At 35.0% G+C, this 23478-nt stretch carries 19 protein-coding genes; 1 reads left to right on the top strand and 18 read right to left on the bottom strand.

Going from position 1 to position 23478, the window contains the following annotated elements:
• Window positions 1–15 precede the first annotated feature (15 nt).
• The 8 genes from BSF41_RS21885 to BSF41_RS21850 form a co-directional block, all read right to left on the bottom strand.
• Window positions 16–747, bottom strand: coding sequence for a GNAT family N-acetyltransferase (locus BSF41_RS21885; RefSeq protein ID WP_095931609.1), 732 nt, complete (start codon window positions 745–747; stop codon window positions 16–18).
• A gap of 74 nt (window positions 748–821) precedes the next feature.
• A complete protein-coding gene (locus BSF41_RS21880) occupies window positions 822–1427 on the bottom strand; it encodes a Crp/Fnr family transcriptional regulator (RefSeq protein ID WP_095931664.1) in 606 nt (201 codons plus the stop codon).
• 211 nt (window positions 1428–1638) lie between these two features.
• Entirely contained in the window at window positions 1639–2100 is a 462-nt protein-coding gene (locus tag BSF41_RS21875) for a hypothetical protein (protein ID WP_095931608.1), read from the bottom strand.
• Window positions 2101–2496: 396 nt separating this feature from the next.
• The gene (locus tag BSF41_RS21870) at window positions 2497–3846 is read right to left on the bottom strand and encodes a hypothetical protein (RefSeq protein WP_095931607.1); all 1350 of its coding nucleotides are present in this window, start codon (window positions 3844–3846) and stop codon (window positions 2497–2499) included.
• A gap of 252 nt (window positions 3847–4098) precedes the next feature.
• A complete protein-coding gene (locus tag BSF41_RS21865) occupies window positions 4099–5517 on the bottom strand; it encodes a TolC family protein (RefSeq protein WP_095931606.1) in 1419 nt (472 codons plus the stop codon).
• Between the two features lie 332 nt (window positions 5518–5849).
• Window positions 5850–9014: an efflux RND transporter permease subunit gene (locus BSF41_RS21860; RefSeq protein WP_095931605.1), complete on the bottom strand. Its 3165-nt coding sequence runs from the start codon at window positions 9012–9014 to the stop codon at window positions 5850–5852.
• Between the two features lie 12 nt (window positions 9015–9026).
• Window positions 9027–10244, bottom strand: coding sequence for an efflux RND transporter periplasmic adaptor subunit (locus BSF41_RS21855; RefSeq protein WP_095931604.1), 1218 nt, complete (start codon window positions 10242–10244; stop codon window positions 9027–9029).
• A 248-nt stretch (window positions 10245–10492) separates the two neighbouring features.
• Window positions 10493–11086: a TetR/AcrR family transcriptional regulator gene (locus tag BSF41_RS21850; protein ID WP_068842436.1), complete on the bottom strand. Its 594-nt coding sequence runs from the start codon at window positions 11084–11086 to the stop codon at window positions 10493–10495.
• Between the two features lie 672 nt (window positions 11087–11758).
• On the opposite strand from BSF41_RS21850, the gene BSF41_RS21845 reads away from it, so the two are divergent.
• Complete coding sequence (locus tag BSF41_RS21845) at window positions 11759–12193, top strand: cupin domain-containing protein (protein ID WP_095931603.1); 435 nt, start codon at window positions 11759–11761, stop codon at window positions 12191–12193.
• 83 nt (window positions 12194–12276) lie between these two features.
• Here BSF41_RS21845 and BSF41_RS21840 read toward each other — a convergent pair whose 3' ends face one another.
• From BSF41_RS21840 to BSF41_RS21795, 10 genes are all read right to left on the bottom strand, one after another.
• Window positions 12277–12621: a dimethylsulfonioproprionate lyase family protein gene (locus tag BSF41_RS21840; protein ID WP_095931602.1), complete on the bottom strand. Its 345-nt coding sequence runs from the start codon at window positions 12619–12621 to the stop codon at window positions 12277–12279.
• Window positions 12622–12641: 20 nt separating this feature from the next.
• Entirely contained in the window at window positions 12642–13064 is a 423-nt protein-coding gene (locus BSF41_RS21835; protein ID WP_095931601.1) for a DoxX family protein, read from the bottom strand.
• Between the two features lie 310 nt (window positions 13065–13374).
• Window positions 13375–14169, bottom strand: coding sequence for an AraC family transcriptional regulator (locus tag BSF41_RS21830; protein ID WP_095931600.1), 795 nt, complete (start codon window positions 14167–14169; stop codon window positions 13375–13377).
• 73 nt (window positions 14170–14242) lie between these two features.
• On the bottom strand, window positions 14243–14578 hold the full coding sequence (locus BSF41_RS21825; protein ID WP_141248179.1) for a hypothetical protein: 336 nt from the start codon (window positions 14576–14578) through the stop codon (window positions 14243–14245).
• A gap of 267 nt (window positions 14579–14845) precedes the next feature.
• Window positions 14846–15286: a hypothetical protein gene (locus tag BSF41_RS21820; protein WP_095931598.1), complete on the bottom strand. Its 441-nt coding sequence runs from the start codon at window positions 15284–15286 to the stop codon at window positions 14846–14848.
• A gap of 199 nt (window positions 15287–15485) precedes the next feature.
• Window positions 15486–18590 (bottom strand): efflux RND transporter permease subunit, encoded by a 3105-nt coding sequence (locus BSF41_RS21815; protein ID WP_095931597.1) that lies wholly within the window; start codon window positions 18588–18590, stop codon window positions 15486–15488.
• Window positions 18591–18623: 33 nt separating this feature from the next.
• Entirely contained in the window at window positions 18624–19712 is a 1089-nt protein-coding gene (locus tag BSF41_RS21810) for an efflux RND transporter periplasmic adaptor subunit (RefSeq protein WP_095931596.1), read from the bottom strand.
• 25 nt (window positions 19713–19737) lie between these two features.
• On the bottom strand, window positions 19738–21024 hold the full coding sequence (locus BSF41_RS21805; RefSeq protein ID WP_141248178.1) for a TolC family protein: 1287 nt from the start codon (window positions 21022–21024) through the stop codon (window positions 19738–19740).
• 97 nt (window positions 21025–21121) lie between these two features.
• The gene (locus tag BSF41_RS21800; protein WP_095931594.1) at window positions 21122–22480 is read right to left on the bottom strand and encodes a HAMP domain-containing sensor histidine kinase; all 1359 of its coding nucleotides are present in this window, start codon (window positions 22478–22480) and stop codon (window positions 21122–21124) included.
• The gene (locus BSF41_RS21795; RefSeq protein ID WP_095931593.1) at window positions 22477–23154 is read right to left on the bottom strand and encodes a response regulator transcription factor; all 678 of its coding nucleotides are present in this window, start codon (window positions 23152–23154) and stop codon (window positions 22477–22479) included. The genes BSF41_RS21800 and BSF41_RS21795 overlap by 4 nt, the downstream gene beginning before the upstream one ends.
• Between the last annotated feature and the right edge of the window lie 324 nt (window positions 23155–23478).

Genomic DNA, 23478 nt, shown 5'->3' with positions numbered 1-23478 from the left:
TTTAAAATTTGGAATTTAACTCAGTTGGTAATTCGTAATAGTAAACAAATCCTCAAAACCTAATCTGGTATAAATGCCTTTTCCTAAAGCAGAAGCTTGTAGTTGTGCATATTTACAATTGGCATCAATAGCTTCGTTGATGGCGAATTTCATGATTTCTTCTGCAAAACCTCTTTTGCGCATTTCTGGAATAACACCAACGCCGTGAATACCCATTGTTTTTCCTGTTTGAAAAAGTGTTAGTGTTCCAATCGCTTTTCCTTCAAAATGAACCAAATAAAATTTGACATTTTCATAATTATGAACCAGTGTTTCCTTGCTAATGACATAACTAAAAGATAGCGGATAAATATCTGACCAGGTTTTGGCATCTTCTTCATTTAGAACTCTTTTGAAAGTAAGCTTACTTTGAAGCGGAAATTTTTGACCTAATTTTAAAGCCATTGCCACAAGATGAATACGGATATTAAAGCCGTTTTTTTCAAAAAATGATTTTGAATTGCTGCCAAAAATATCCCAGTATGGAATAACCAAACCAGGATTTTTCTCCATGATTTCCATAATCTGCGTAAAGCTTTCTTCGGTAATATCTTCTCGAAACCATAATCTATTGGGCCAGCCTGAATTTTTTATTTGACTGAATTGGAACGGATCATTTTTATGATAGGAAAGGAGAGGAGTTGCAACAGTTTTCCAAAGTGTGGTAAGATTGTCAATATTATCTTTGATGAGATCTTTATTTTTCATTTTTTTTGGATATCGAATTAAATCTAAAACAAAGATAAAACGAGCTTTCCTGAAAAACCTTTACATATGTTGATTTACAAATCTTTTTCTAGACTTTTTCTAATTCGGCTTAACTGCGTTGGAGTAATGCCTAAATGCGATGCAATGTGCAATAGCGGAACACGATCTGCCATGTCAGGATGTTTTTCAAGAAGTGTGATATATCTTTCTGTGGCATTTTGCATAACGAGTGCGACTTCTCTTTGTTCTTTTTCGATAATCCAATGCCTTTCTAAGTGAGCGATATAGAAGTTTTTAAGATCGTCATTTTCGTTAATATACTCAATGTATTTTTTATAATTGATATTGATTACAATGGAATCTTCTAAAGCTTCGATAGTAAAATTGGAAGGTGTTTGAAGCATCAATGAAACTTTAGAACCCGCAAGATAATTTTCAAGAAAAAGGTTTTTGTTATAGAAATTTCCTTCTTCATCGGTTATAAAAGTTCGCAAAACTCCTTTTGCAATAAAATGAAGATTTTTAGCAATTTCTCCATTTCGTAATAGTGTTTCTCCTTTTTTAAGTGTTTGAAAACTGGTGATACTTTCAATTAGTTTCCAAGATTTTTCGGAAATAGGATAATAGCTTTCAATAGTCTGTTTTAGATTATTGAGGTATATTTCTTTATTGAAAGTCATAGAGTGTTTTGGTTTTGCCACTATCCTGATGGCTATCGGGATAAAGCCACAAAGTTTATTGCCACGAATTTCACAAATTTTCGCGAATTATTTTATAATTAGAAAAAAAAAGAAATTCGTGAAAATTTGTGAAATTCGTGGCAAAATAAAAAAACCGCTAAAAAACAAAAAGCTTTATAGCGGTTTCTCAAAATAATAGTAAATATCTGCATTAATCTGCATAATGATAAATACTTCTTTTAACAGTATTATCTATTTTTTCTAACGTTACTTCGGTTACGCCACCTGCATAGTTCATTGTAATCGCAACTTTGTCTTTAGTGATTTCATAATCAATAGACATTAATCCATCTTTATTTACTTCAATAGATTTTTTTTCTGTTGGAAGAGAGGTTAAATAGTACTCTGACTCATCTACTTCTTTGTTTTTAATGATATTTTGATAAACCTGGTTAATATCTGTATCTTTTACAATACATTCTCTTCCAGATCCCATTTCAACTTCTATATCCTTACAGTCTCCATCTTCTGGACTTTCCTCTTTTATTTCTTTTTTGGCTACGGTAACAGTATCAGCTGGGGTTTTAGCTGATTCTGATTCTTGCTCTGAACTGTTTTGTTTGCAATTTGTAAATAGTAAAGCCAAAAGCGCAAAAAATGCTATTTTCTTCATTAGTTTAAATTTGTTTAATTAATAGTTTTTACCACGAAGGCGCTAAAACACTAAGTTTTCTTTTTCAAAAGTAAGAAAATAAGTTAAGATTTATTGTTTTTTTGAGAAAGAGAAATCGCACGAAATCAGGCAAGAGAATTTAATTGCTGTTTAGAGCTTCTAGAGAAGATTTATCGTTTCTAGTGATTACTTTTTGTATCCTTCAACTGCATTCAAAAGCACATAAAATAAGATAAAAAATCCGCCTGACTTACAATTTCGAAAACATTGTGACTGCAAGAAACTTTAAAAAAACTTTGAGCCCTAGCGTCTTCGCCGCAAATTTGAAAAAACAAAAAACAAAAAACGCCATGAACCCCAAAGGTCTCACAGCGTTTAAAAGTTTTATCAGAGGTATTATTCGTAAAAGGTATAATCTACCTTGATGGTTTTGGTTTCGTTATCTTCTGTAAAAATATAAGTGTCGACTAAATTAAAGTCGTTTAAATGTAAAGTTCCTAAAAGTTTATAATCATCATTTTGATCGGAACGTTTTGCTTTGGAGTAATATTTTTCGAAAGTTGTGTCGTTCTTTTTTTCTATTTTGAATTTTATGAATTGAGACATTTCCTTGTCCTCATACGTAGTGTAGGTGTAAATTAACGGAAATTTGTTATTTGCAGTGCTACAGTTATTCGTCCAGACAACATTATTTATATAATGAGAGATACAATTATTTTCAATTTTTTCTTCACCATAACTATTCATGTATGAAAACTTATCATCAATCATTAAAATATATCTTTTTTCTAAAATTTTACCATTTTCAAGCCAGAAAATATATGTAGGGTTTACTTCGCTAATATTCTCTGAAATAATCATTTTATTGTCAATGTACGTAATGTTTCTAATTAGGTTTTCTCCATCTATGATTTTTGTAAGTAATCCATCGTTGTAGATAAAAGTTCTTATATTACTTACTTTTCCTTCATCATAGGAGGAAATTGAGGTTGGTAATCCTTCTTTATTAAAATTGATACTTTTTAGAGGGATTCGCACTCCTTTCTTTTCAAGAAAATAAGAATTCATTGTTTTTAATTTTGTAGTTCCCAGCTGAGAAACAGGCAAATTGTCTGTTTCAATATCTATAAAGGACAATAATTCACTGTTTAGCCAATGCTTCATGACTTCCTTGGATTTTGATGTAATCTCGTTTTTGCTTTGTAATGAAGCCACTTCTTTTTTGTACTTTCTGGCATTAACAACGTATGAAGATTCTTTTTTAGATTTTAGCTGTTCCGCTACGAATTCGGTAGCCATTCTTGTGCCTTCTCTAACTTTCACTTTCTCATCTGTTTTTCCACTCCAATAGGCCAATGCTTGAAAAGATTTACCTTCGGCGGTAATGTCTAGTCTTTGCTTGTTCTCGAAAAGAACATATGTATATTTATTGATATTTATGAATTCAAGATTTTCCTTGGGAAAATTAAGTTTTAGTTCTTCTTTTTCAGTATTGTCATCGTTGCTTGCATATTCTGTACTTCTTTGTGAGTATTCATTTACATCGACTAAAAAAATATATTGTTTCCCTTTTTGTATGTATAAGGTATCTGGTATTATTTTTTCGGTTTCTGCTACCATTTCGGGAGTAACGATCAAGTCTGGAGTTGCAGTAGCTTTAGATGTTGTTTTTTTTTTAATCTTTTTTTGAGAATATCCCTGAAATGATAGTGTAATAATAAGAAGTAAGCTTAATAAAATTTTCATTTTTAATAAGTTGAATGTTATTTTTGTTTATAATTTCTTACAAATGTAATTCTTTTTAAAAAGAAAAAAACAATCATTTTACTATATTTTATTAGTATTTACTAATTTATGAAAGATTTGCTTTTGTAAAATTTTGCAAAAAGCATTTCTTAGTTTATATTTTTTGACAAAACAAAAAACGCCATGAAACCCAGAGGTTTCACAGCGTTTTCATCTCAAAAAATAAATAATTAACGGGTAATGTAACAGGTATTATTTCCAGCCTCCGCCTAGAGCGCGGTACAAATCTGTATTGGCTGTAAGTTGTTGTCTTTTGATATCAGCAAGTTCTAATTCGCTTTGTAATAAATTGGCCTGCGCAGTTAAAACTTCAAGATATTCTGCCATACCGTTTTTAAATAAAAGGTTAGCATTTTTAATCGCTTGCTGTAATGTTTTTACTTTTTCTTTTAAGAAAGTTTCCTGCTGTTGTAATTTCTCCACTTTAACTAAAGCATCCGAAACTTCGCTTACAGCAACCAAAACCGATTGTCTAAAACTTAAAACAGCTTTTTCTCTTTCCGCGACAGCGATATTATATTGTGTTCTCACTCTTTTGTTATTTAAAAGAGGTTGAGTTAACCCGCCTGCAACCGTTCCGAATAATGAAGCCGGAATATTGAACCAATTGCTCGTTTCAAAAGAGTTTAAGCCGCCTTGAGCCGTAATTCTGAGAGCTGGGTATAAATCCGCTTTCGTGATACCGACATTTGCATTAGCCGCTTTAAGAGCCAATTCGGCACTTTTTACATCAGGTCTTCTGCTTACTAAAGCAGATGGAACTCCGATTGCTGTATTGTGTTTTACTTCAATTGCACTTAATTGAATAGATCTTTCTTTAGAATTTGGAAAAGAACCCGTTAAAACACTCAAAGCGTTTTCCTGAATCGCAATATTTTGTTCCAATAACGGAATCAATTGCGCTGAGTTTAATTTTTGTGCTTCCGATTGTTGAATCGCCAAAGTGGTTACCTGACCCGCATCGTATTTTAATTTGATAATATTCGTTGTGCTATCATTTAAACGAAGGTTTTGTCTGGCAATATCCAATTGTGCATCTAGCATTAAAAGATTATAATATCCTCTAGAAACATTAGCGACAATATTGGTCTGCAATGCTTTTTTTACTTCTTCAGATTGAAGATATCCTGCGTAAGCCCCTTTCTTTTGGTTTCTGATCTTTCCCCAAATATCAGCTTCCCAAGAAAGAGAAGCTCCAGCAGAATAGTCGTCAATATGTTTAGCTCCAATTGCCTGATTTAAGTTTAATCCCGTAAAACTATTGTCAGACGGATTGCTTGTACTTGCGTTTACAAATAAGTTAACCTGAGGTACATTTCCCCATTTTGACTGTGTAAAACGGTATTGCGCAATTTCGATGTTCTTTTCGGCAATCTGAAGGTCGTTGTTTCTCGCAACGGCACTGTCAATTAATTTTATAATATCTTTTTCTGTAAAGAAATTTTTCCACTCCACATCGGCAATACTTGTTGTATCACTCGAAACCGATGCATTCCTGAAATTCTCAGGAAATGCATCTTTTGGAGTTTCAATATCCTTTGAGACTTTACAGGATATTAAAGTCGTGATCAGAATGGCGAAGGTCACGATTTTGGTTATATGATTTTTCATTAGTGTTTTTTATTAAAATTCCTTTAACCCGATTGGGTGTAATTTTTTGAAACACATAGAGACATAGTTCTTTGTAGATTTAAAAAGGCGTTTCACTTGCTTAAATACACATAGTTCTATGTGTGGAAACTAGTTTCTTCTAATCTCTTTTTTCGACACAATTCCGATAGCTATCGGGACTATGTTTCTATGTGTTTAATTTTTTCCTCAACAGATTATATCTCTGTACAAGTATCTTTTCTAGTTTCTAGATCTCTTGAGATTCTGTACGATATATATCCGATGCCAAATATGATGGCGACAAGAATGGTTGTTATATAATTTTCCATTTATTATTTTTCTTCGTTATGAATTACAGCGATTGGTTTCCCGCTCACTTTTTCTTGTAAATGCTGGAAGATGATGAATAAAACAGGAATAATAAATAATCCTAGAATTACTCCCGAAAGCATCCCTCCAGCTGCCCCAATACTGATGGAGTGGTTACCTTGTGCAGATGGGCCTTTGGCACTCATCATTGGAACTAAACCTACCACAAAAGCAAGAGACGTCATGATAATTGGTCGCAAACGTAATTTTGCTGCCATGATTGAAGCTGCTACTAAACCTTGTCCTGATCTTCTTCGCTGCGCCGCAAATTCCACAATCAAGATGGCATTTTTGGCGAGAAGCCCGATCAGCATGACAAGAGCAACTTGTACGTAAATATTGTTTTCAATTCCAGTTAGACCAATAGCAACGAATACTCCAAAAATACCTGCAGGGATCGATAAGATAACGGCTAGAGGAAGGATATAACTCTCATACTGTGCAGCAAGTAAGAAATAAATGAATATCAAACACAGTAAGAAAATTGTAGCCGATTGCCCTCCGGAAGAAATCTCCTCACGAGTCTGGCCCGAGAATTCAAACCCGTAACCTGCAGGTAATTGTTGTGCTGCTACTTCTTCAATTGCTTTAATGGCGTCTCCAGAACTAAATCCAGGTTTCGGAATCGCATTAATAGAAATTGAGTTAAATAAATTGTATCTAGAAGCGGTTTCTGAACCATAAATACGAGTTAGTTTAACTAATGTATTTATTGGCACCATTTCGCCCGTTTTGTTTTTTACAAAAACTTTGTCAATTGCTGTTGGATCTGCTCTGTCTTCGATATCGGCCTGAACAACAACTCGGTAATATTTACCAAATCGGTTAAAATCTGAAGCTTGTGCGCTACCAAAGTAAGCTTGCATCGTTTGTAAAATGTCTTTTACATTAACACCCAATTGATTCGCTTTTTCGTCGTTAACTTCCAATTGCAATTGTGGATAATCTGCTTTGAAAGAGGTAAAGGCAACTGCAATTTCCGGACGTTTCATTAATTCGCCGATAAAGTTTTGAGAAATACCGCTGAATTTATCCAGTTTTCCTCCTGTTTTATCCTGAAGAACTAAATCTAAAGCCTCAACGTTACTAAATCCAGGAACAGTTGGGAAACTGAATACGAAGAAACTTCCGCCAGAAATAGCGCCCAGTTTACCACGAACCTGATTCATGATTTCGTCAATGTTTTTTACTTCTCCACGTTCTTCGTTTGGTTTAAGCAATACGAAAACTACTGCAGATGATGGACTTGTAGAGTTTGTCAATAAGTTGAAACCTGAAATTGCGGTTACAAATCGTGAAGCGTCTAATGCTTTTAAAGTATTCTCAGCTTCAGTCATTACTTTTTGAGTTCCGTCCAATGATGTTCCAGATGGCGTATTTACTGCAATCGCAATAAATCCTTGATCTTCTGTTGGAATAAACCCTTGAGGAGTTGTTTTTACCATTACCACTGTTGCCAATGTAATTAAAGCCAATCCGCCTAAACTCAACCATTTTCTTCTGATTAAGAATTTAAGTCCGCCTGTGTAACGGTTTGTTAACGATTCAAAACTGCTGTTGAAAGCGCTAAAGAATTTCTCTTTAAATCCTTTTTTCACATAAGGCGCGTCGTGATCGTGAGCTCCGTGATTATCTTTTAAGAATAATGCGGCAAGCGCGGGGCTCAATGTTAAAGCATTTACAGCCGAAATTACAATTGCAATCGCCATCGTAAAAGCAAACTGACGATAGAAAACTCCTGTTGAGCCTTCCATAAAACCAACCGGCAGGAATACAGCAGCCATTACCAGCGTAATCGAGATAATAGCACCCGTTATTTCGTGCATTGCTTCATGGGTTGCGATTTTTGGAGACAAACGTTTGTGCTCCATTTTCGCATGCACCGCTTCGACTACCACAATGGCATCATCGACCACAATACCAATCGCCAGAATTAATGCGAAAAGTGTTAAAAGGTTGATCGAAAATCCGAATAACTGCATGAAGAAGAACGTTCCTAAAATTGCTACAGGTACAGCAATGGCCGGGATTAATGTTGATCTAAAATCTTGCAAGAAGATAAATACCACAATAAATACCAGTATAAAAGCTTCTATTAATGTATGCTCAACCTGTTCGATAGATTGGTCAAGAGATACTTTTGTACTATAGAAAATATTGTGTTTGATGCCTTTTGGAAAATCTTTAGAAGCCTTTTCCATCATTTTGTTAATGGCAATCTGAATATCATTTGAGTTAGATCCAGCTAACTGAATAACCCCAATTACAATTCCTTTTTTACCATTTAAACGAGTTAAACTATTGTAAGAGTACGCACCCAATTCAACTCTCGCTACATCTTTTAAGCGAAGTACTGAGCCATCTGCATTAGAACGTATAGCAATATTTTCATAATCTTCTGGTTTAGTTAATTTCCCTTTATATTTAATAACGTATTCAAAAACTTCTTTGCTTCGCTCTCCAAATTTCCCTGGAGCCGCTTCCAAACTTTTGTCTTGAATAGCACCCATAACCTCACTTGGAGTTACTTTATAAGTTGACATTTGTGTTGGATTCAACCAAACACGCATAGAGTAATCTTTTACACCACCAAAAATACTGGCAGAACCTACACCTGGAATACGTTTTAATTCCGGAATAATATTAATCTGCGCATAATTGGCCACAAACGTCTGATCGTATTTTGCTTCATCATCAGTGTACATACCAATTGCCATGATGAAACTGTTTTGCTGTTTCGCTGTCACAATACCTTGCTGTACAACCTCTGCAGGAAGCTGGCTTGTTGCCTGCGCAACACGGTTTTGTACGTTTACCGCAGCTTGATCGGCATCTGTACCCAGTTTAAAGAAAACTGTAATAGCCAAAGTACCGTCGTTACTGGCTGTAGAACTCATGTAGGTCATGTTTTCTACACCATTTATAGATTCTTCAATAGAAGGTGCCACAGAACGTAAAACCGTTTCTGCGTTGGCTCCTGGATATACCGCCGTTACCAAAACCGATGGTGGCGCAATATCAGGAAACTGTTGTAAAGGCAGTTTAGTTAAACCCAATACTCCCAGAATCACCAATAAAATGGAAATTACAGTTGCCAGTACAGGTCTTTGTATAAATATTTTGAACATTATTTCTTCTGATTATTTTTTGTTAGTTACTTCGGCAACTTTAGTTGATTTTTCAGGCTGAATCGCTTGCCCGTCCTGAAGTTTGTCAATACCGCTTAACACGATTTGGTCGCCGGTTTTTACACCTTCTTTAATTAAATAATTGGTACCGCTTTTACCCACAACAATGATTGGCATTTTAGTCACTTTGTTGTCTTTGCCTACAGTGAAAACAAATACTTTGTCTTGCATTTCAACTGTAGCTGATTGCGGTACTAAAATCGCATCGTCATGGTTTAATCCTAAACGGATTCTTCCTGTGTTTCCAGAACGTAACGTTCCGTTTGCATTTGGGAAAGTCGCTCTAATTGTGATGGCTCCTGTAGTTTTATCAAACTGACCGTCAACCATATCTATTTTTCCTGTTTGAGGATAAGCGTTGTTATCAGCTAAAATCAAAGTAACTGGAGGTAATTTTTTGATTTTATCTCCAAGAGAACTTCCTTTATATTGCTCTTTAAAGTTGATGAAATCAGTTTCACCCAAAGAGAAATAAGCAAATACTTCGTGAACGTCTGATAAAGTTGTTAAAGCCTCAACATCAGAAGCAGAAACTAAACTTCCTTGTTTTTTAGGCAGTCTTCCTATGTAGCCGCTTACAGGAGCAGTTACGTTGGTATATCCTAAATTGATTTTAGCAGAACCTACCATTGCTTTTGCCTGTTCGATATTGGCAGCAGCAATTTTTTGTGAAGCTTTAGCTGTTTTTAACTGATAATCAGAAACTACTTTGTTCTGAACTAGCGGAGTCAATTTGTCAACTTCTAAATTAGCGTTGATTAAAGCCGCTTCCGCTGCATGAAGACTTGCTAAAGCATTGTTTAACTGCTCGCGAAACGGACGCTCATTGATTTTAAATAAAGTTTGTCCTTTACTTACATAAGCACCTTCGTCAACAAAAATTCTGTCTAGGTTTCCGCTTACTTGTGGACGAATCTCAACATCAACAGTTCCTTGTATAGAAGCAGGATATTCAGCATCAGTAGTGGTATTGGCACTTGTGATTGCTAAAACTGGTAAAACCGGTGGAGGTGGAGCAGTAGGTGCTTGATTTTTGTCGCCACAGCTGCTTAATACTAAGGCCAGAATAAAACTGGTTATAATTACATTTTTCATTTTCATAGTGGTTTTAATTGGTTGAACATTTTCTCGGATTAATTCTTTGGGCATTCTGGCATTCTCGGGATTCATATTTAATTGAATTAAATTATCTAACGTTGTTAAGTAAAAGTGCACAAATTTCCATACAGTAAGCCTTTCCAATTCTATTTCGAATCAGTATTAAATTATCTAACGATGTTAAGTAAAAGTCTAAAAAAAGAGCTTTTGTTACCTTTATTAAATTTTCTAACAGTGTTAAGCGAAAGTTATAAAAAAAAGGATTTTATATTATCCCGTTTAAATTATTTTACACTGTTAAGTAAAATTGGAATTTTTTTTTATTGTATAGATTTTATGATACCACCAATGGCATCCTTCAAAATCTGAGCATTTATTGTTTCTAAAATATCGCTTTTATTAATGATGTTGATGGCGATTAAACCATGAATAACAGAAAAGAAAGTAAAATATTTTTGTTTAATGATATCTTGACTCGGATTGCTGTCTTTCATTACTTCAGCAATAACCTGAGTGAATAATTTGTAAGGTCCCTCTTGAGCCGAACATCGCTGTGCGCAGCAAGTCATTTGAACACCAAACATCAGTTGATACATTTCAGTATTAGTAAAAGCGAAGTCCCAGTAAGTCATCCACATGGCTTCTAATTGATCTTCGGGTTTTTCAAACTTATCAATTGCAATTTGCAATTCTTTTGTCAGTTTGATAAAGCCTTTGCCAGTCAGTTCTTCTAAAATTGCTTCTTTATTTGAGAAATATTCATAAATAATAGGAGCAGTATATTCGATTCTGTCAGCAATTTTACGCATACTCAAACCATTCCAGCCTTCTTCTTTTACGATATCATAAGCAGCGCCAAGGATATTGTTCCTTGTCTCTTCTTTTTGTCTTAAAATTCGATCTTTGCTAGCCATTGTATTCAAGTATTAAATCGTTTAACACTGTTAGGCAAATGTATGGCGGATTTTTGAATTTCAAAATATTTTTATCATAATATTTTCTTATCGTACAATAAGCATTTTTAAGAATCTTTACAAAGTCCTTATTTTATTGGGATTTTGGTTGGAATATTTTTTTTAAGGAGCAGATCTTTTTCGGTTTTCAAGACCATTTGTCCCGCTCTACATTATATTTTTTGTGGTGAACCCCACCACAAAAAGATGCCATTTCGATCGGGGCTAGGAGAGAACATGTATTTTTCATTAGAACTTTGACAAAGTTGACAAAAACGATTTTCTTCCCATAAAATTCCGGAGGAATGAAATATTTATAGATTGTTGGATACGTGGTTTAAAAAAAGCTCCAGCGGAGCGACATATTAATTATTGTAAATCCAAAAAATGTTTAGCCCTACTGGGGCTCTTGTGAAATGGGAATCATTATTTCTGTAAACATTTTATCCCTCTGGGACTTTTGTAGAATCCGATTTTAGCGTTCAGTTTGTCAGGCTGAGCGAAGTCGAAGCCCCGCTCCTTATAATCGCCAATCTTTGTCCATATGCACGTGTGATCCTTCGTTCCTCAGGATGACAAAAAGATAAAAGCAACTGTCTGTATTCAATTTTTTCGTAACATTACAACAAAAAAATGAAAACGCTAACTATCCTAAAAACCACAATTGCAGTTTTATTTTTCCAGCAGATTTTTTCTCAGGAAATCAAAAAAGAAAGCACAGTACCACAATACACAATAGAAAACTGTGTCAATCATTTTGATATAAACAAAGCCACTAAAACGAAGGTTGGTTATCAATATTGGTTTGCTAATAAAGATTTTACTCAGGAAAATACTTTGAAAATGAGCATTGTTGAACCAGGAAAATCGACGCACGCGCCACATCATCATCCTGAAGAAGAATTTTTCTATGTCTTAGAAGGAACTGCCGAATTCTTTTTGGACGGAAAAACCTTTACAGCTGGTCCAAACACCAGTTTCTATTGTCCGCCAAATGCTGAGCACGGAATTAGTAATGCAGGGAAAACAGATTTGAAATATTTGGTCATTAAAAAGGATTTGAGGTAAAAAATCTTTTGTAATATCTTTTAACAGCTGCGCAAATGTCTCTGACTTTACGCAGCTGTTCGGGAGGCTATTGAATATTTTATTTACTTCAATACCACAACTTCTTCAGGAATCATAAACAAAAGCGTACAGCCAGTTCTAGAAAACACAGAATGCGTGCTTCCTGGTGGCATGTACAAATAATCGCCAGCTTTTAATTCGTCTTTTCCAGAGCGTACTTCGCCTTCTAGAACATAAATTTCCTCGCCAGCGGGATGCACGTGATTTGGGTACGACGCGCCAGGCTCAAATTTTAAAAGAAAAGTAGGTGGACGGTTAGTAGCTACATCAAAGCGCAATACTTTAGCATAAATTCCGTCTGTTTTTACACCTTCTTCTTGAAGTGGTTTCCACTCTAATTCATTGCTTTTTGTGATTTTAGTTTCCATATATATTCAAATTTAATTAGTTAATTTTTCAAAAGATATTCATCCAAACTCCATCGGTATTTGTCGGTGGTTGCTAAGAGAAAAGCGCCCATAGAAAAGACAAATACAGAATAATCAAGAGGATCTTTTATTCCGAAAGAATAAGTCATTGCCAGCGCAAATAGAAAAGTTAAGACAGAAGCGCCAAGAGCAGTTTTTCTAGTCTGATATCCAATCAGCAATAAAACAGCAAATAAAGTCTCTAGAAAAGTGCTGATAATTGCAATTGACAGAATAAAACTTTTAGGTAAAAAAGAATTTACTTCTTCGGCGTAAGCCAGAAAATTTTCCCATCCCGAAGATTGTTTTCCAAGCAAACTCAACCGACTCGAAACCGCAGACAAAAATCCAATTGCCATTGCGATTCGTAAAAGCAAAATGGCATAATCCTGATATCTTTTCATAAACTATTTTATTAGTAATTAATCAGATACAAAGATCAGGCAGCAGCTCTTTTTAAAGAATAGAGAATCTTGGAAAAAGCATGTAATTATGCTTTAAGTCAAAAAGTCTTTTGACTACTATAACGCACTATTTGTCATTTCGACGAAGGAGAAATCTTCGCAAGTGGCTCCGACTCTAAAAGCCAATCTTTGTGGAGCTTCTCACGAAGATTTCTCCTTCGTCGAAATGACATAAAAATGAGAAAAAACTTTGCGACTCTGCGACTCTGCGAGCAATTTTCGCAACGAAAGGAAAAAGCTTGGAAGATGGCTACACTTGCACTACTTTCTCCTTATAAGATTTAGGAGAAATATTTGTGTGTTTTTTAAAGAAGTTTGAAAAATAGAAAGGATCATTAAAACCTAAAGCATAAGCGGTTTCTTTTACCGATAATTTCTCATAAGTAAACAAACGTTTTGCCTCAGAAATTATCAGTCCAAAAATGATATTTTGTGCAGTTTTATTGCAATGCAGTTTAGAGAGTTCGTTTAGTTTGGCTTCGGTTGTGCCGATTAAATTGGCGATTTCATTTACCGAAAGATTTTTATCAAAATTCCCTCGAATAGCTTCCAGAAAATGAAGAAACAAAGCGTCTGGTTTGTAGATTTCTTCTCCCAATTTTATTTTAGAACGGTTGATTTCGATTAAAATCAATTGAATTCTAGAATGAATAGAGATGAGGTATTGATACGGTTTTTGGGCAATTTCCTGCTGAATAAGCTGTAAAGCATCGACAACCAATTTGTCGTCATCTACTTTTATCACTTCATTCATTGCAAAATGGCAGAACAAACTGTTGTGGAAAATGAGCTCGATGTCGTTATCATTTTTGCAGAAAAAATCATAGGTAAATTCGAGAACAAATCCGGTTGCGTTGCTGCTGTTTTTTATGAAATGAATTTGACCAGACGTTATCGTTAAGACCGAATTTTTTGTGATTAGATATTCGTTTTCATCTACCGAAAGCGCTATTTCGCCAGATGTACAAAAAAGAAGGACATATTTTAATACACGCCGAGGATGTTTTAAATCTTCTGCCTGTTCAAACGTCTTTATATCAATCATTTATTTTTTATTTAATCGCAATCCCGATAGCTAAAATAGTATTTTGAGAATTTATTTTACTTCTTTCGTAATATCAATCTGCGTGCCTTTCAAAATAATTAGAAGCCATTTCTACAATTGTCTCTTTTGTGGTAAAACTGTATTGTACTCCGTGATTAAGTGTATAGGAATCTCCAAGCTCTGGATGATGTTGTGTTCCATCTATATGAAATGAATCTAGAACTGACAGCCAGAGATTACGCTGCTGGTCTCTAAAATAGAATTGGTCTCTATCTGAAACGACTAAGATTGTCCCATTGTCATTGTCGAGAATCGAAGTATTGTTGCTGTCCTCATAGTCCCCCATAATAGTAATATTGGTGTTGTATTTTTTGGACGTTAACTCTGTGATTTTTTTTGTTAGTGGCATAAGAGTTGGAATTTGATTTGTCTTTGAAACAGTAAAATTAAAATTACACATTTTACTAATAGTATTCTAAAAAGTTTTTTTAAAAGTTAAAAGTTTTGAATAAAAAGAGTAGTTTTCAAAAAAAGCAAATAAAAAGGACAGCGACCAATGAGGTGCTGTCCTTGAGTAAATTGCAAAAAAAAATAGAATGTGATATTTCTAAGAATGTGTAAAGTAATTTGTAATCTGCCAAAAAGAAAACATAATAAAAGTCATTCGTTTACAACATCATCTTTCATAATCTCTTTGCTGACAATTTTGTCTATTAATATGAATAATAATAGGATTTCTGCCGTCTAAATCTCTTTTTCCTCGACCTGATAAACCAATGGTTATTGTATCTGGCTTTTTAGATTTTATTTCTTGCGGACTTACATACGTATACATTCCATATCCATGTCCAGAAACAATCCAGCCTTCTGTATTTTTTAAATCTGTGACATCAAAATCTTCTGATCGTTCTGTGTAAACGGGACCAAACTCTTTTATCAATTTTAGTGCTTTATGCTCTAAATTGGAAATTTCATCTGCATGTTCAAAAATGATATACGTTCCGTTTTTAAACAAAACCCAATCCTGAAATTTCGGATTGATACTAAGTCTGACATGATGCAGTAACTCCGTTTCTGTTATTTCGCCAGCTTCTTTATGGTCAGATTTCTGTTTCATAAAAAGAAAATTTAAAAAAGAATACTATGGTTTTAAATCACTTAATTGATGTTTTGTAAAATGTGTTTTTGAAATAATGCGCCCTTAAAAGTTTTAATTGTATCATTTTAGGGTATTTTTACGATTCGTTGTATTTCAATAAAAGCACCTTATAAACCAAATGTCTAAAGGTGCTTTTTCAATTTATATAGAAGTAAGATTAAGATGCTGTGTTGCTTGGATCTTTTTTGCGGTAAAACCAGTAGAATACTTGCGGTAAAACGGTAAGCGATAAAATCATACACGTTATTAATCCGCCCACAATCATGATGGCTAGTGGTTTTTGCACTTCAGAACCCATTCCGGTGGATAACGCAGCAGGCAATAATCCTAAAGATCCCATAAGGGCAATCATCACAATAGGACGAATTCTGCTGTGAATTCCTTCTGAAATCGCGTCTCTTAAATGCATTCCATTTCGCATATTTTCCCTAATCATTCCAATGAGGACAATACTGTCGATCGCGCTCACTCCAAAGAGAATAATAAAACCAATTCCCGCCGAGATTCCGAAAACAGTTCCCGTTACCCAAAGCGACAGGAATCCGCCAATAAAAGCATAAGGCATTGCAGTTACAGCAATCATGGTGTCTTTGAAATTACCAAAGTTGAAATACAGCAGGCATAAAATTAAAACCAAAACTACAGGAATGATCATTGCCAATTGTTTGGTTGCTCTTTCTTTACTTTCAAATTCTCCTGCCCATTTCATGACATTTTCCTTAGGAAGTTTGACTTCGGCAGCTACTTTTTTCTGCGCTTCTTCAATTGTACTTCCCAAATCTCGTCCTTCAATACTAAAACCTACGGCGATGTAACGGCTGTTTCCTTCACGATAAATAAAGGTTGGACCTGTTTTATAATCTACCGTTGCAATTTCTTTTAAAGGCACTTTTTTACCATTTAAGGTCGGAATAAGAATGCCTTCAATTTTTTCTTTAGAATCACGATATTCTTTTTCAAAACGTAATGTGATATCAAATATCTTTTCGTCGTCATAAAATTTGGTTGCTGCTTGTCCGCCAATTGTCATTCTAATTACGGCTTGCGCATCGGCAGTGGTAACTGCGTAACGCGCCATTTTTTCGTCGTCAAGCTGAATTCTTAACTCGGGCAATCCAATGTTTTTGTAGACATTAATATCTTCAATTCCTTTTACGTCTTTAATCGAGTTGGCGACTTTTGCAGCCATTTCTTCCAATTGAAAAAGATCACTTCCAAAAATCTTAATCGCGAGCGGACTTTTAACTCCTGCAACATATTCTTCCACATTATCCTGAATTGGCTGACTGAAACCAAAGGCAATTCCAGGATATACATCGAGTACTTTTTTGATTTCGGCTATTAATTCTTCTTTAGAAATATCGTGTTTCCATTCGTCTTTATGTTTTAATTCGATATGGAATTCGATATTAAAAAATCCCGTCGGGTCTGTTCCGTCGTTTGGTCTTCCGGTTTGCGTCAATATAAATTTAACTTCTTCAAACTTTCTGATTTTTGCTTTCATTTCCTTAGTCAATCGAACCGATTCATCAAGATTGATACTATTTGGCAATGTCGCTCTTACATAAATAGCACCTTCATTCAGTTTCGGAATAAATTCTGATCCGTAAAAAGCAAACTTAGCACAGCAAACTGCTAATAAAGCTAAAAAGGCATAGAAAGTAGCTTTACGATGTTTGGTACTCCATTGAAACAGTTTAAAAAGGTTTTCTCTAAAGAAACGTGAAATCATATTTTCTTTCTCGACAATGTTTTTGGTCAGCATGACTTTACACATGGCAGGAACGTAGGTAAGCGATAAAAGCAATGATCCTAATAGCGCATAACTTAACGTAAAGGCTAGGGGAGAGAACATTTTTCCTTCTACTTTCGTGAAAGAGAAAATAGGCATCAAAGCCACAATCAAAATGATTAAGGCAAAGAAAATATACGTGGCAACACTGCCGACACTTTTCTTGATTAATCCCATTTTGCTCATGCTGTTAAAGCGTTCCATACCCACTTTATGTGCTTTCTTTTCGAGCGAGACAAAGACTTGTTCGACAATAACGAGCGTTCCTTCGAGCAGTAATCCAAAATCCAGAGCTCCCATCGAAATTAAATTCGCAGGAAGTCCCTGAATTCTCAACATAACAATGGCAAACAAAAACGAAAGCGGAATTACAGAAGCTACAATCAACGAAGTTCTCCAGTTGTAAAGGAAAATAAACACGATTAACGATACCAGTAAAATACCCTCAACAAGGTTTTTAGTAACCGTTTTTACAGTTGTATTAACCAATTCGGTACGATCGATAAACGGAACTATTTTTACATTATCAGGTAAAACTCTTTCGTTCAGTTCAGTCAAACGTTCTTTAAGTCTTTTAATCACTTCGCCCGGATTTTCTCCACGAAGCATCACCACAATTCCTTCAACTACATCATCATTTTCATCTAAACCGACTTGTCCTAATCTTGGTTTTGCTGAGATCGAAACTTCGGCTACGTGTTTTACTAAAACGGGAGCTCCGCCTTTGGTTTCAATTAAAATATTGCCAATATCTTCGACTTTATTGATTAATCCAACTCCACGAACAACATAAGCCTGATCGCCACGCTGAATAACATCTCCGCCCACATTGATATTACTTTTCGAAACGGCTTCGTAAACATCTAAAGCCGAAAGATTGTAATTTTCTAACTGTGTTGGATTAATTTTGATTTCGAACATTTTTTCTTCACCACCAAAACTTACCACATCGGCAACTCCGGGAACGGCAACCAATTCTCTCTCAATAACCCAATCCTGAATGGCCTGAATTTCTTTTATAGGCAAATCACTTTTAATAACATATCTAAAGATCTCGCCCGTTGCTCCAGAAGGCGGATCAATCTCTGCATCGGCTCCTTCGGGAAGATCAAGTCCGCTCATACGGTTTGAGGCGTATTGCTGTGCGTAGAAATCCTCAACGCCATCATCAAATAATACCGTTACAACCGATAAACCGAAAAGCGAAATAGAACGGACTTCGGCTTTTTTCGGAATCGTATTCATTTGTTTGGAAATCGGAAGTGTGATGAATTTCTCCACTTCTTCGGCACTTCTTCCCGGCCATTGTGTAATAATTCTTGCCCTTGTATTGGTTACATCGGGAAAGGCTTCAATTGGTGTGTGAATATAACTCACGATACCGGCGACTAGTAATATGGCTGTCAGGAAAAAAACGATGAGCGAGTTTTTTAGCGAGAAAGCAACTAATCCTTGTACAAATTTTTTCATGTCTTGTATTGTATTTATCCGTTTAGAGGATAATTAGTTTTTTAATCTTTCGTGAATCAAAAGCTGATTTTTGGTAATGATCATTTCGCCTTCTTTAATTCCGTCTTTAAAATAAACCCAATTGTTGTTTTTAACTACCGGATTAATTTCTCTGGTTTCGATTGTGCAATCGTCTTTATAAATTAAAATATGATCACGGTTGTTGTCAAAAATCACGGCTTTTGCAGGAACAGCTTCTAGCATTTCGCCACCCAGACTTTTATCGATAATAATATCAGCAGTCATTCCAGGTTTTAGTTTCAGGTTTTTGTTTTCCATTACAATTCTCGCTTTCAAAACATGTTCGTCGGCATCAAAAACTTTGGACATCATTTTTATTTTTCCTTTAAAAATTTCTCCTGGATATGCTGGTGTTGTGACATCTACAGGCATATTTTCGGATACATTTTTTAAGTTACTCGTATACACATTTACCATAACCCAGATTTCTTTTAAATCAGAAATGGTGAAAAGAGGTTCGCTTCCGTCTGTAATCTGCATTCCTGGACTTATGTTTTTGTCTACTATATAACCTTCTGTCGGCGCTTTAATTAGAAAAACAGATCTTTCGCTACTAGCGCTAAACATAGCCAAATTGGCTTTTACATTTTCAAGGGAAGATTTTAAAACATCCAGTTCGCTTTGGGCTTGCAGTAAATCTTTTTGTGACGAAATTCCATCTTCAAACATTGATTTTGCAGCTTGTAAATTGCGTTGTGCCACAGTGATTTGCGATTGAAGCGATTTGCTTTCAGATTGCATGCTGTTTAATTCGGTACTTTTTATCTCGGCCAAAACTTGTCCTTTTCGAACGTAATCGCCTAATGAAAAAGTAGTTTTGGTTATAATTCCTTCCACAAGACTGTTAAACTGAACAACGTGATCGCCGTTGTACGTAATGTTTCCTGTAAGGTTTATAGATTCGCTCACAGAACGTTTTTGAATTGGTTCGATGGTGATTTTTTCTTTTAAATCTTTATCGATGCAAAACTTTTCTTCTTTCGTTTCTTTAACTTCTTCTTTTTTGCCACATCCGTAAACGAGCATTAGTCCCAATATTGGGAGTACAATATATTTCTTCATTTGTTTTTGTTTTTGAAAATTAGATTTAGTTGATTTCCTGACCTGAGATATAGCGCAGTTCTTCCAGATTTTTATTCAGGTCCATTTTAGAATTCAGCAATATCGATTTGTTGTCTAAATAAGCATCAACAAAATCAAGATATTCAAGCATGCTGGTATTTTTTTGAAGGAAGTTTTTGCGATACGCTTCCAGAAGTTTATCCAAATCGCGTTCATAATCGGCTTCAACGCTGTCGTATAATTTTTTGGTCACCAATAAATCCTCATAAGATTGTAGTACTTCAGATTGTATACTGATGGTTTTTTCCTCAGCCAATAATTTCCCTTGATCAATAGCTAGTTTTGCTGCTTTTATATTTCCCTGATTTCGATTAAAAAACGGAAGATCAAGAGAGAAACCAACTCCCACAAAATCATTCATTAAACTCGCTCCACGGTCATAACTTACACCAAGCGTAACATCTGGCGTTCGCATTGCTTTTTCATATTTGTACTTGTTGTCGTTATACTCATTTCCGAGTTTAAGCACTTTCATATCAGGTCGGTTTTCTACAGCCGAAGCCATTAGATTGCCTAAGTTTATGTTTTCGATATTTTTGTTATCAGGAACAAAACCTTCATCGGTAAGTTTGATATAGTTTGTGGCAGGAAGATTCATTAAAACTTTAAGTTCTTTCTGCAACGAATTATTTTCCTTTTGCAAATCGGCTATTTCTTTTAAGAATTGAAGTTCAGTTGCTTTTAGCCTGAAGTATTCGCCTTTACCCACATTGCCTTGTTTGACCTGATTTCCGTAAGCTTTGAGTAAAGTCTGCATAGAAGAAAGCTGTTTTTTATAAATCGCTTCTTGTGCTTGATTGTATTGCAATTCGGTAAGATTGCTTCTGAATTCGATTTTCAGATTACGTAAAAAAGTTTTGAAATATTCTTTGGCGATGTCAACACCCACTTTTTCCATCGCAATCATCTTTTTACGTTTTCCGGCTGTTTGAATCAGTTGTTCCAGTTCTGCATTGACTTGTGAAGTTCTTCCGAAATTTCCCCATAACGGAGGCAATTGCTGTGCAGTAGCATTGTTCCAAAGATTGATTTCGCCCACAGTTAGCGTAGGATTAGGCCATAATTTTGCCTGAATCACTTGTGCATCGGCAATATCGATGTTCAGTTTTTCGGAAATAAGAGAAATATTCTTTTCCAAAAACAAAGCCTCGGCCTGTGTTCTGGACAGCACAATTGTATCGTTTATGGCAGCAATCTGCGCCATACCTTTGTGCGATACAATAACGAGTAAGGTTAAAAGTAAACGTTTCAAATTAAGTAGTTTTAATGATGTCGCAAAGTTATTGGCGACATATTAGCCCTTAATTTGAGGTGTGTTATAAGACGGTTAGAGCAACATTAGAAAACGATTAGAGTCGCGGAAATAGTAGTGTTACCGTTGTTCCATGGTCTTTTTTGGATGCAATATTAAAATCGATATTGTTTTGTTTGAAGATAATATTGGCCAGCGAAAGTCCGACACCGCTTCCTTTTACATCTTTTACGTTTTTGCCTCTGTAAAAGGTTTGTTTAATGAAAGTTAAGTCGTCTTCGCTAATTCCAGTTCCGCGGTCTTCAATAACAATTTTAAGCTGATTATTCTGTTCTAGCAGACTTATTTTGATAGGATTTCCGTTAGAATATTTTACGGCATTTTCTATAATGTTGTATAAAGCGATTTTGATTTCGTTGCTGTTTCCTTTTATCGAAAGCAGTTTGTCATTTGCCACTTCCAAAACGATTTGTATCGGAGCATTTTTTAAATCGTAAATAGCGGGCAATTGATCGTTAATATCCCAAACCAATTCATCAACTCTGAAAATTTCGTTGAGTTCTGTATTGTTTCGCAAGCCCGAAAGCATCATCAAAGTATTCATGGTATCTTCGATCTGATAGACATTTTCTAATACTTTTTCAGACATTTCTTTGTATTCGGCGCTTGATCTGTCTTTTTGGGCAAACACTTCTAAATTTCCAGAAATAGCCGTTAAAGGCGTTTTAAATTCATGCGAAACATAATTGATAAAGTTTTTCTGAATGATAAAAGTATCTGATAAACGCGTAAACAAATTGTTGTACGTTTCTACCAACTCCTGAATATCATCTTTGGAATTTGGAGAAACAATCTGGCGGTCGAGAGACGAAGCCTGAATTTCGTTTACCTGATCGATAATGTTTTTTATCGGACTGTAAGCGAGATTAGAAAGCACACGACTTACAATATAAATGGTAATTAAACCGATGATTAAAACCATTATCATAATGATTTGCAATCTGTCGGTCATGGTTTTAAATTCAACGTCATTTTTCTTTACGAAAACCACAAAATCTCCTTGGTTGTCATGGTAATAACTTCCGAAATAAAAATGATGTTTGGATTTGAAACTAAGCTTTCTGTTTTTCCGAATATAATCTAGTCTTTCGGCATTGATATTGTTGTCGATCGTTTTGTCGCCGTATACAATCTGATTTTTATTGTCGTATACACGCGTAATGATTTCCAGCGAATTTTCCCTGAATTGCTGACCAATTAACAAATGCTGATTTTCGGGCAGTTCGTCTTTTTCGAGATAGAAAATCCCCGTCAGTAAACATGTTTTTTGAAGTTCGTTATATACAATCTTTTCCGAATAGCTGTAGAAAGAAAAATACGTGATAAAGGAAGCAATGACAAAGACAACGCTAAACGTAAGAGATGATATTAGGGTAAATCTATTGCGTATTTTCATGACTCTTCTTTAAGCATATATCCTGTTCCTTTTATGGTATGGATAAATTTATGGTTTTGCTCAATTTTGTTTCGTAAATAAGAAATATAAACATCGACAACATTGGTGTTGTTATCGTAATTAATGCCCCATACAGCGTTTAATATTTGCGTTCTCGGAATTACTTTGTTTCTGTTTTCTAATAAATACAACAGCAGTTTATATTCTCTTGGTGATAAATCGATTAGTTTATGGTTTTCTGTAACCTTATGTTCCGCTGGATTTATAGTCAAACTTCCCAGAGTATATAAGGTTTCTTCTTTGTCATAATTAAATTTTGTTCTTCGCGTAAGCGCATTAACTCTCGAAATTAATTCCTTAAAATGAAACGGTTTTACCAAATAATCATCGGCACCAGAATCTAATGCATTTACTTTATCGTCGGTATCGCTCAAAGCACTTAACATTAAAACTGGCGTATGATTTTTTTTGAAACGCATTAGTTTCACCAACTGAATCCCGTCAATTCCTGGAAGCATAATATCCATTAAAATAATATCCCAAATATCCTGCTGAATGAGGTCTCTGGCAATCTCGCCCGTTTCGGCAAGATGCACCGTAAAGTTGTTTTCCTCCAAACCTTTTACTATAAATTCGCTAATGCGTTTATCATCTTCAATGAGTAAAACATTCATAAATGGTATATTATAATGGTTGCTGTTTTGACTAAAACGGAAATGCTTTAATCTTCTGATAAGTTGTTTTCAAAAAATAAGGATTATCAAAAATAGCAATTATTTTTTTTGAACCATATAAGGTCATATAAGTTATTGAAGTTTTTTATTGTAAACGCATTATTTGTCATTTCGACCGAAGGGAGAAATCACACTCGTTTGTTGACAAAGATTGGAGATACTTTGCGGAGTTTCTATTGTGATTTCTCCTTACGTCGAAATGACAAAAACACGGTATAAAATACTAAACCAAATCGACATCAATCTTATATATGACTCTTACAC

This window comes from Flavobacterium sp. ACN2, assembly GCF_002303885.1.
Taxonomy (GTDB): domain Bacteria; phylum Bacteroidota; class Bacteroidia; order Flavobacteriales; family Flavobacteriaceae; genus Flavobacterium.
The sequence above is the reverse complement of the archived record's forward strand: the minus strand, read 5'-3'. Positions and strand labels throughout refer to the sequence as shown.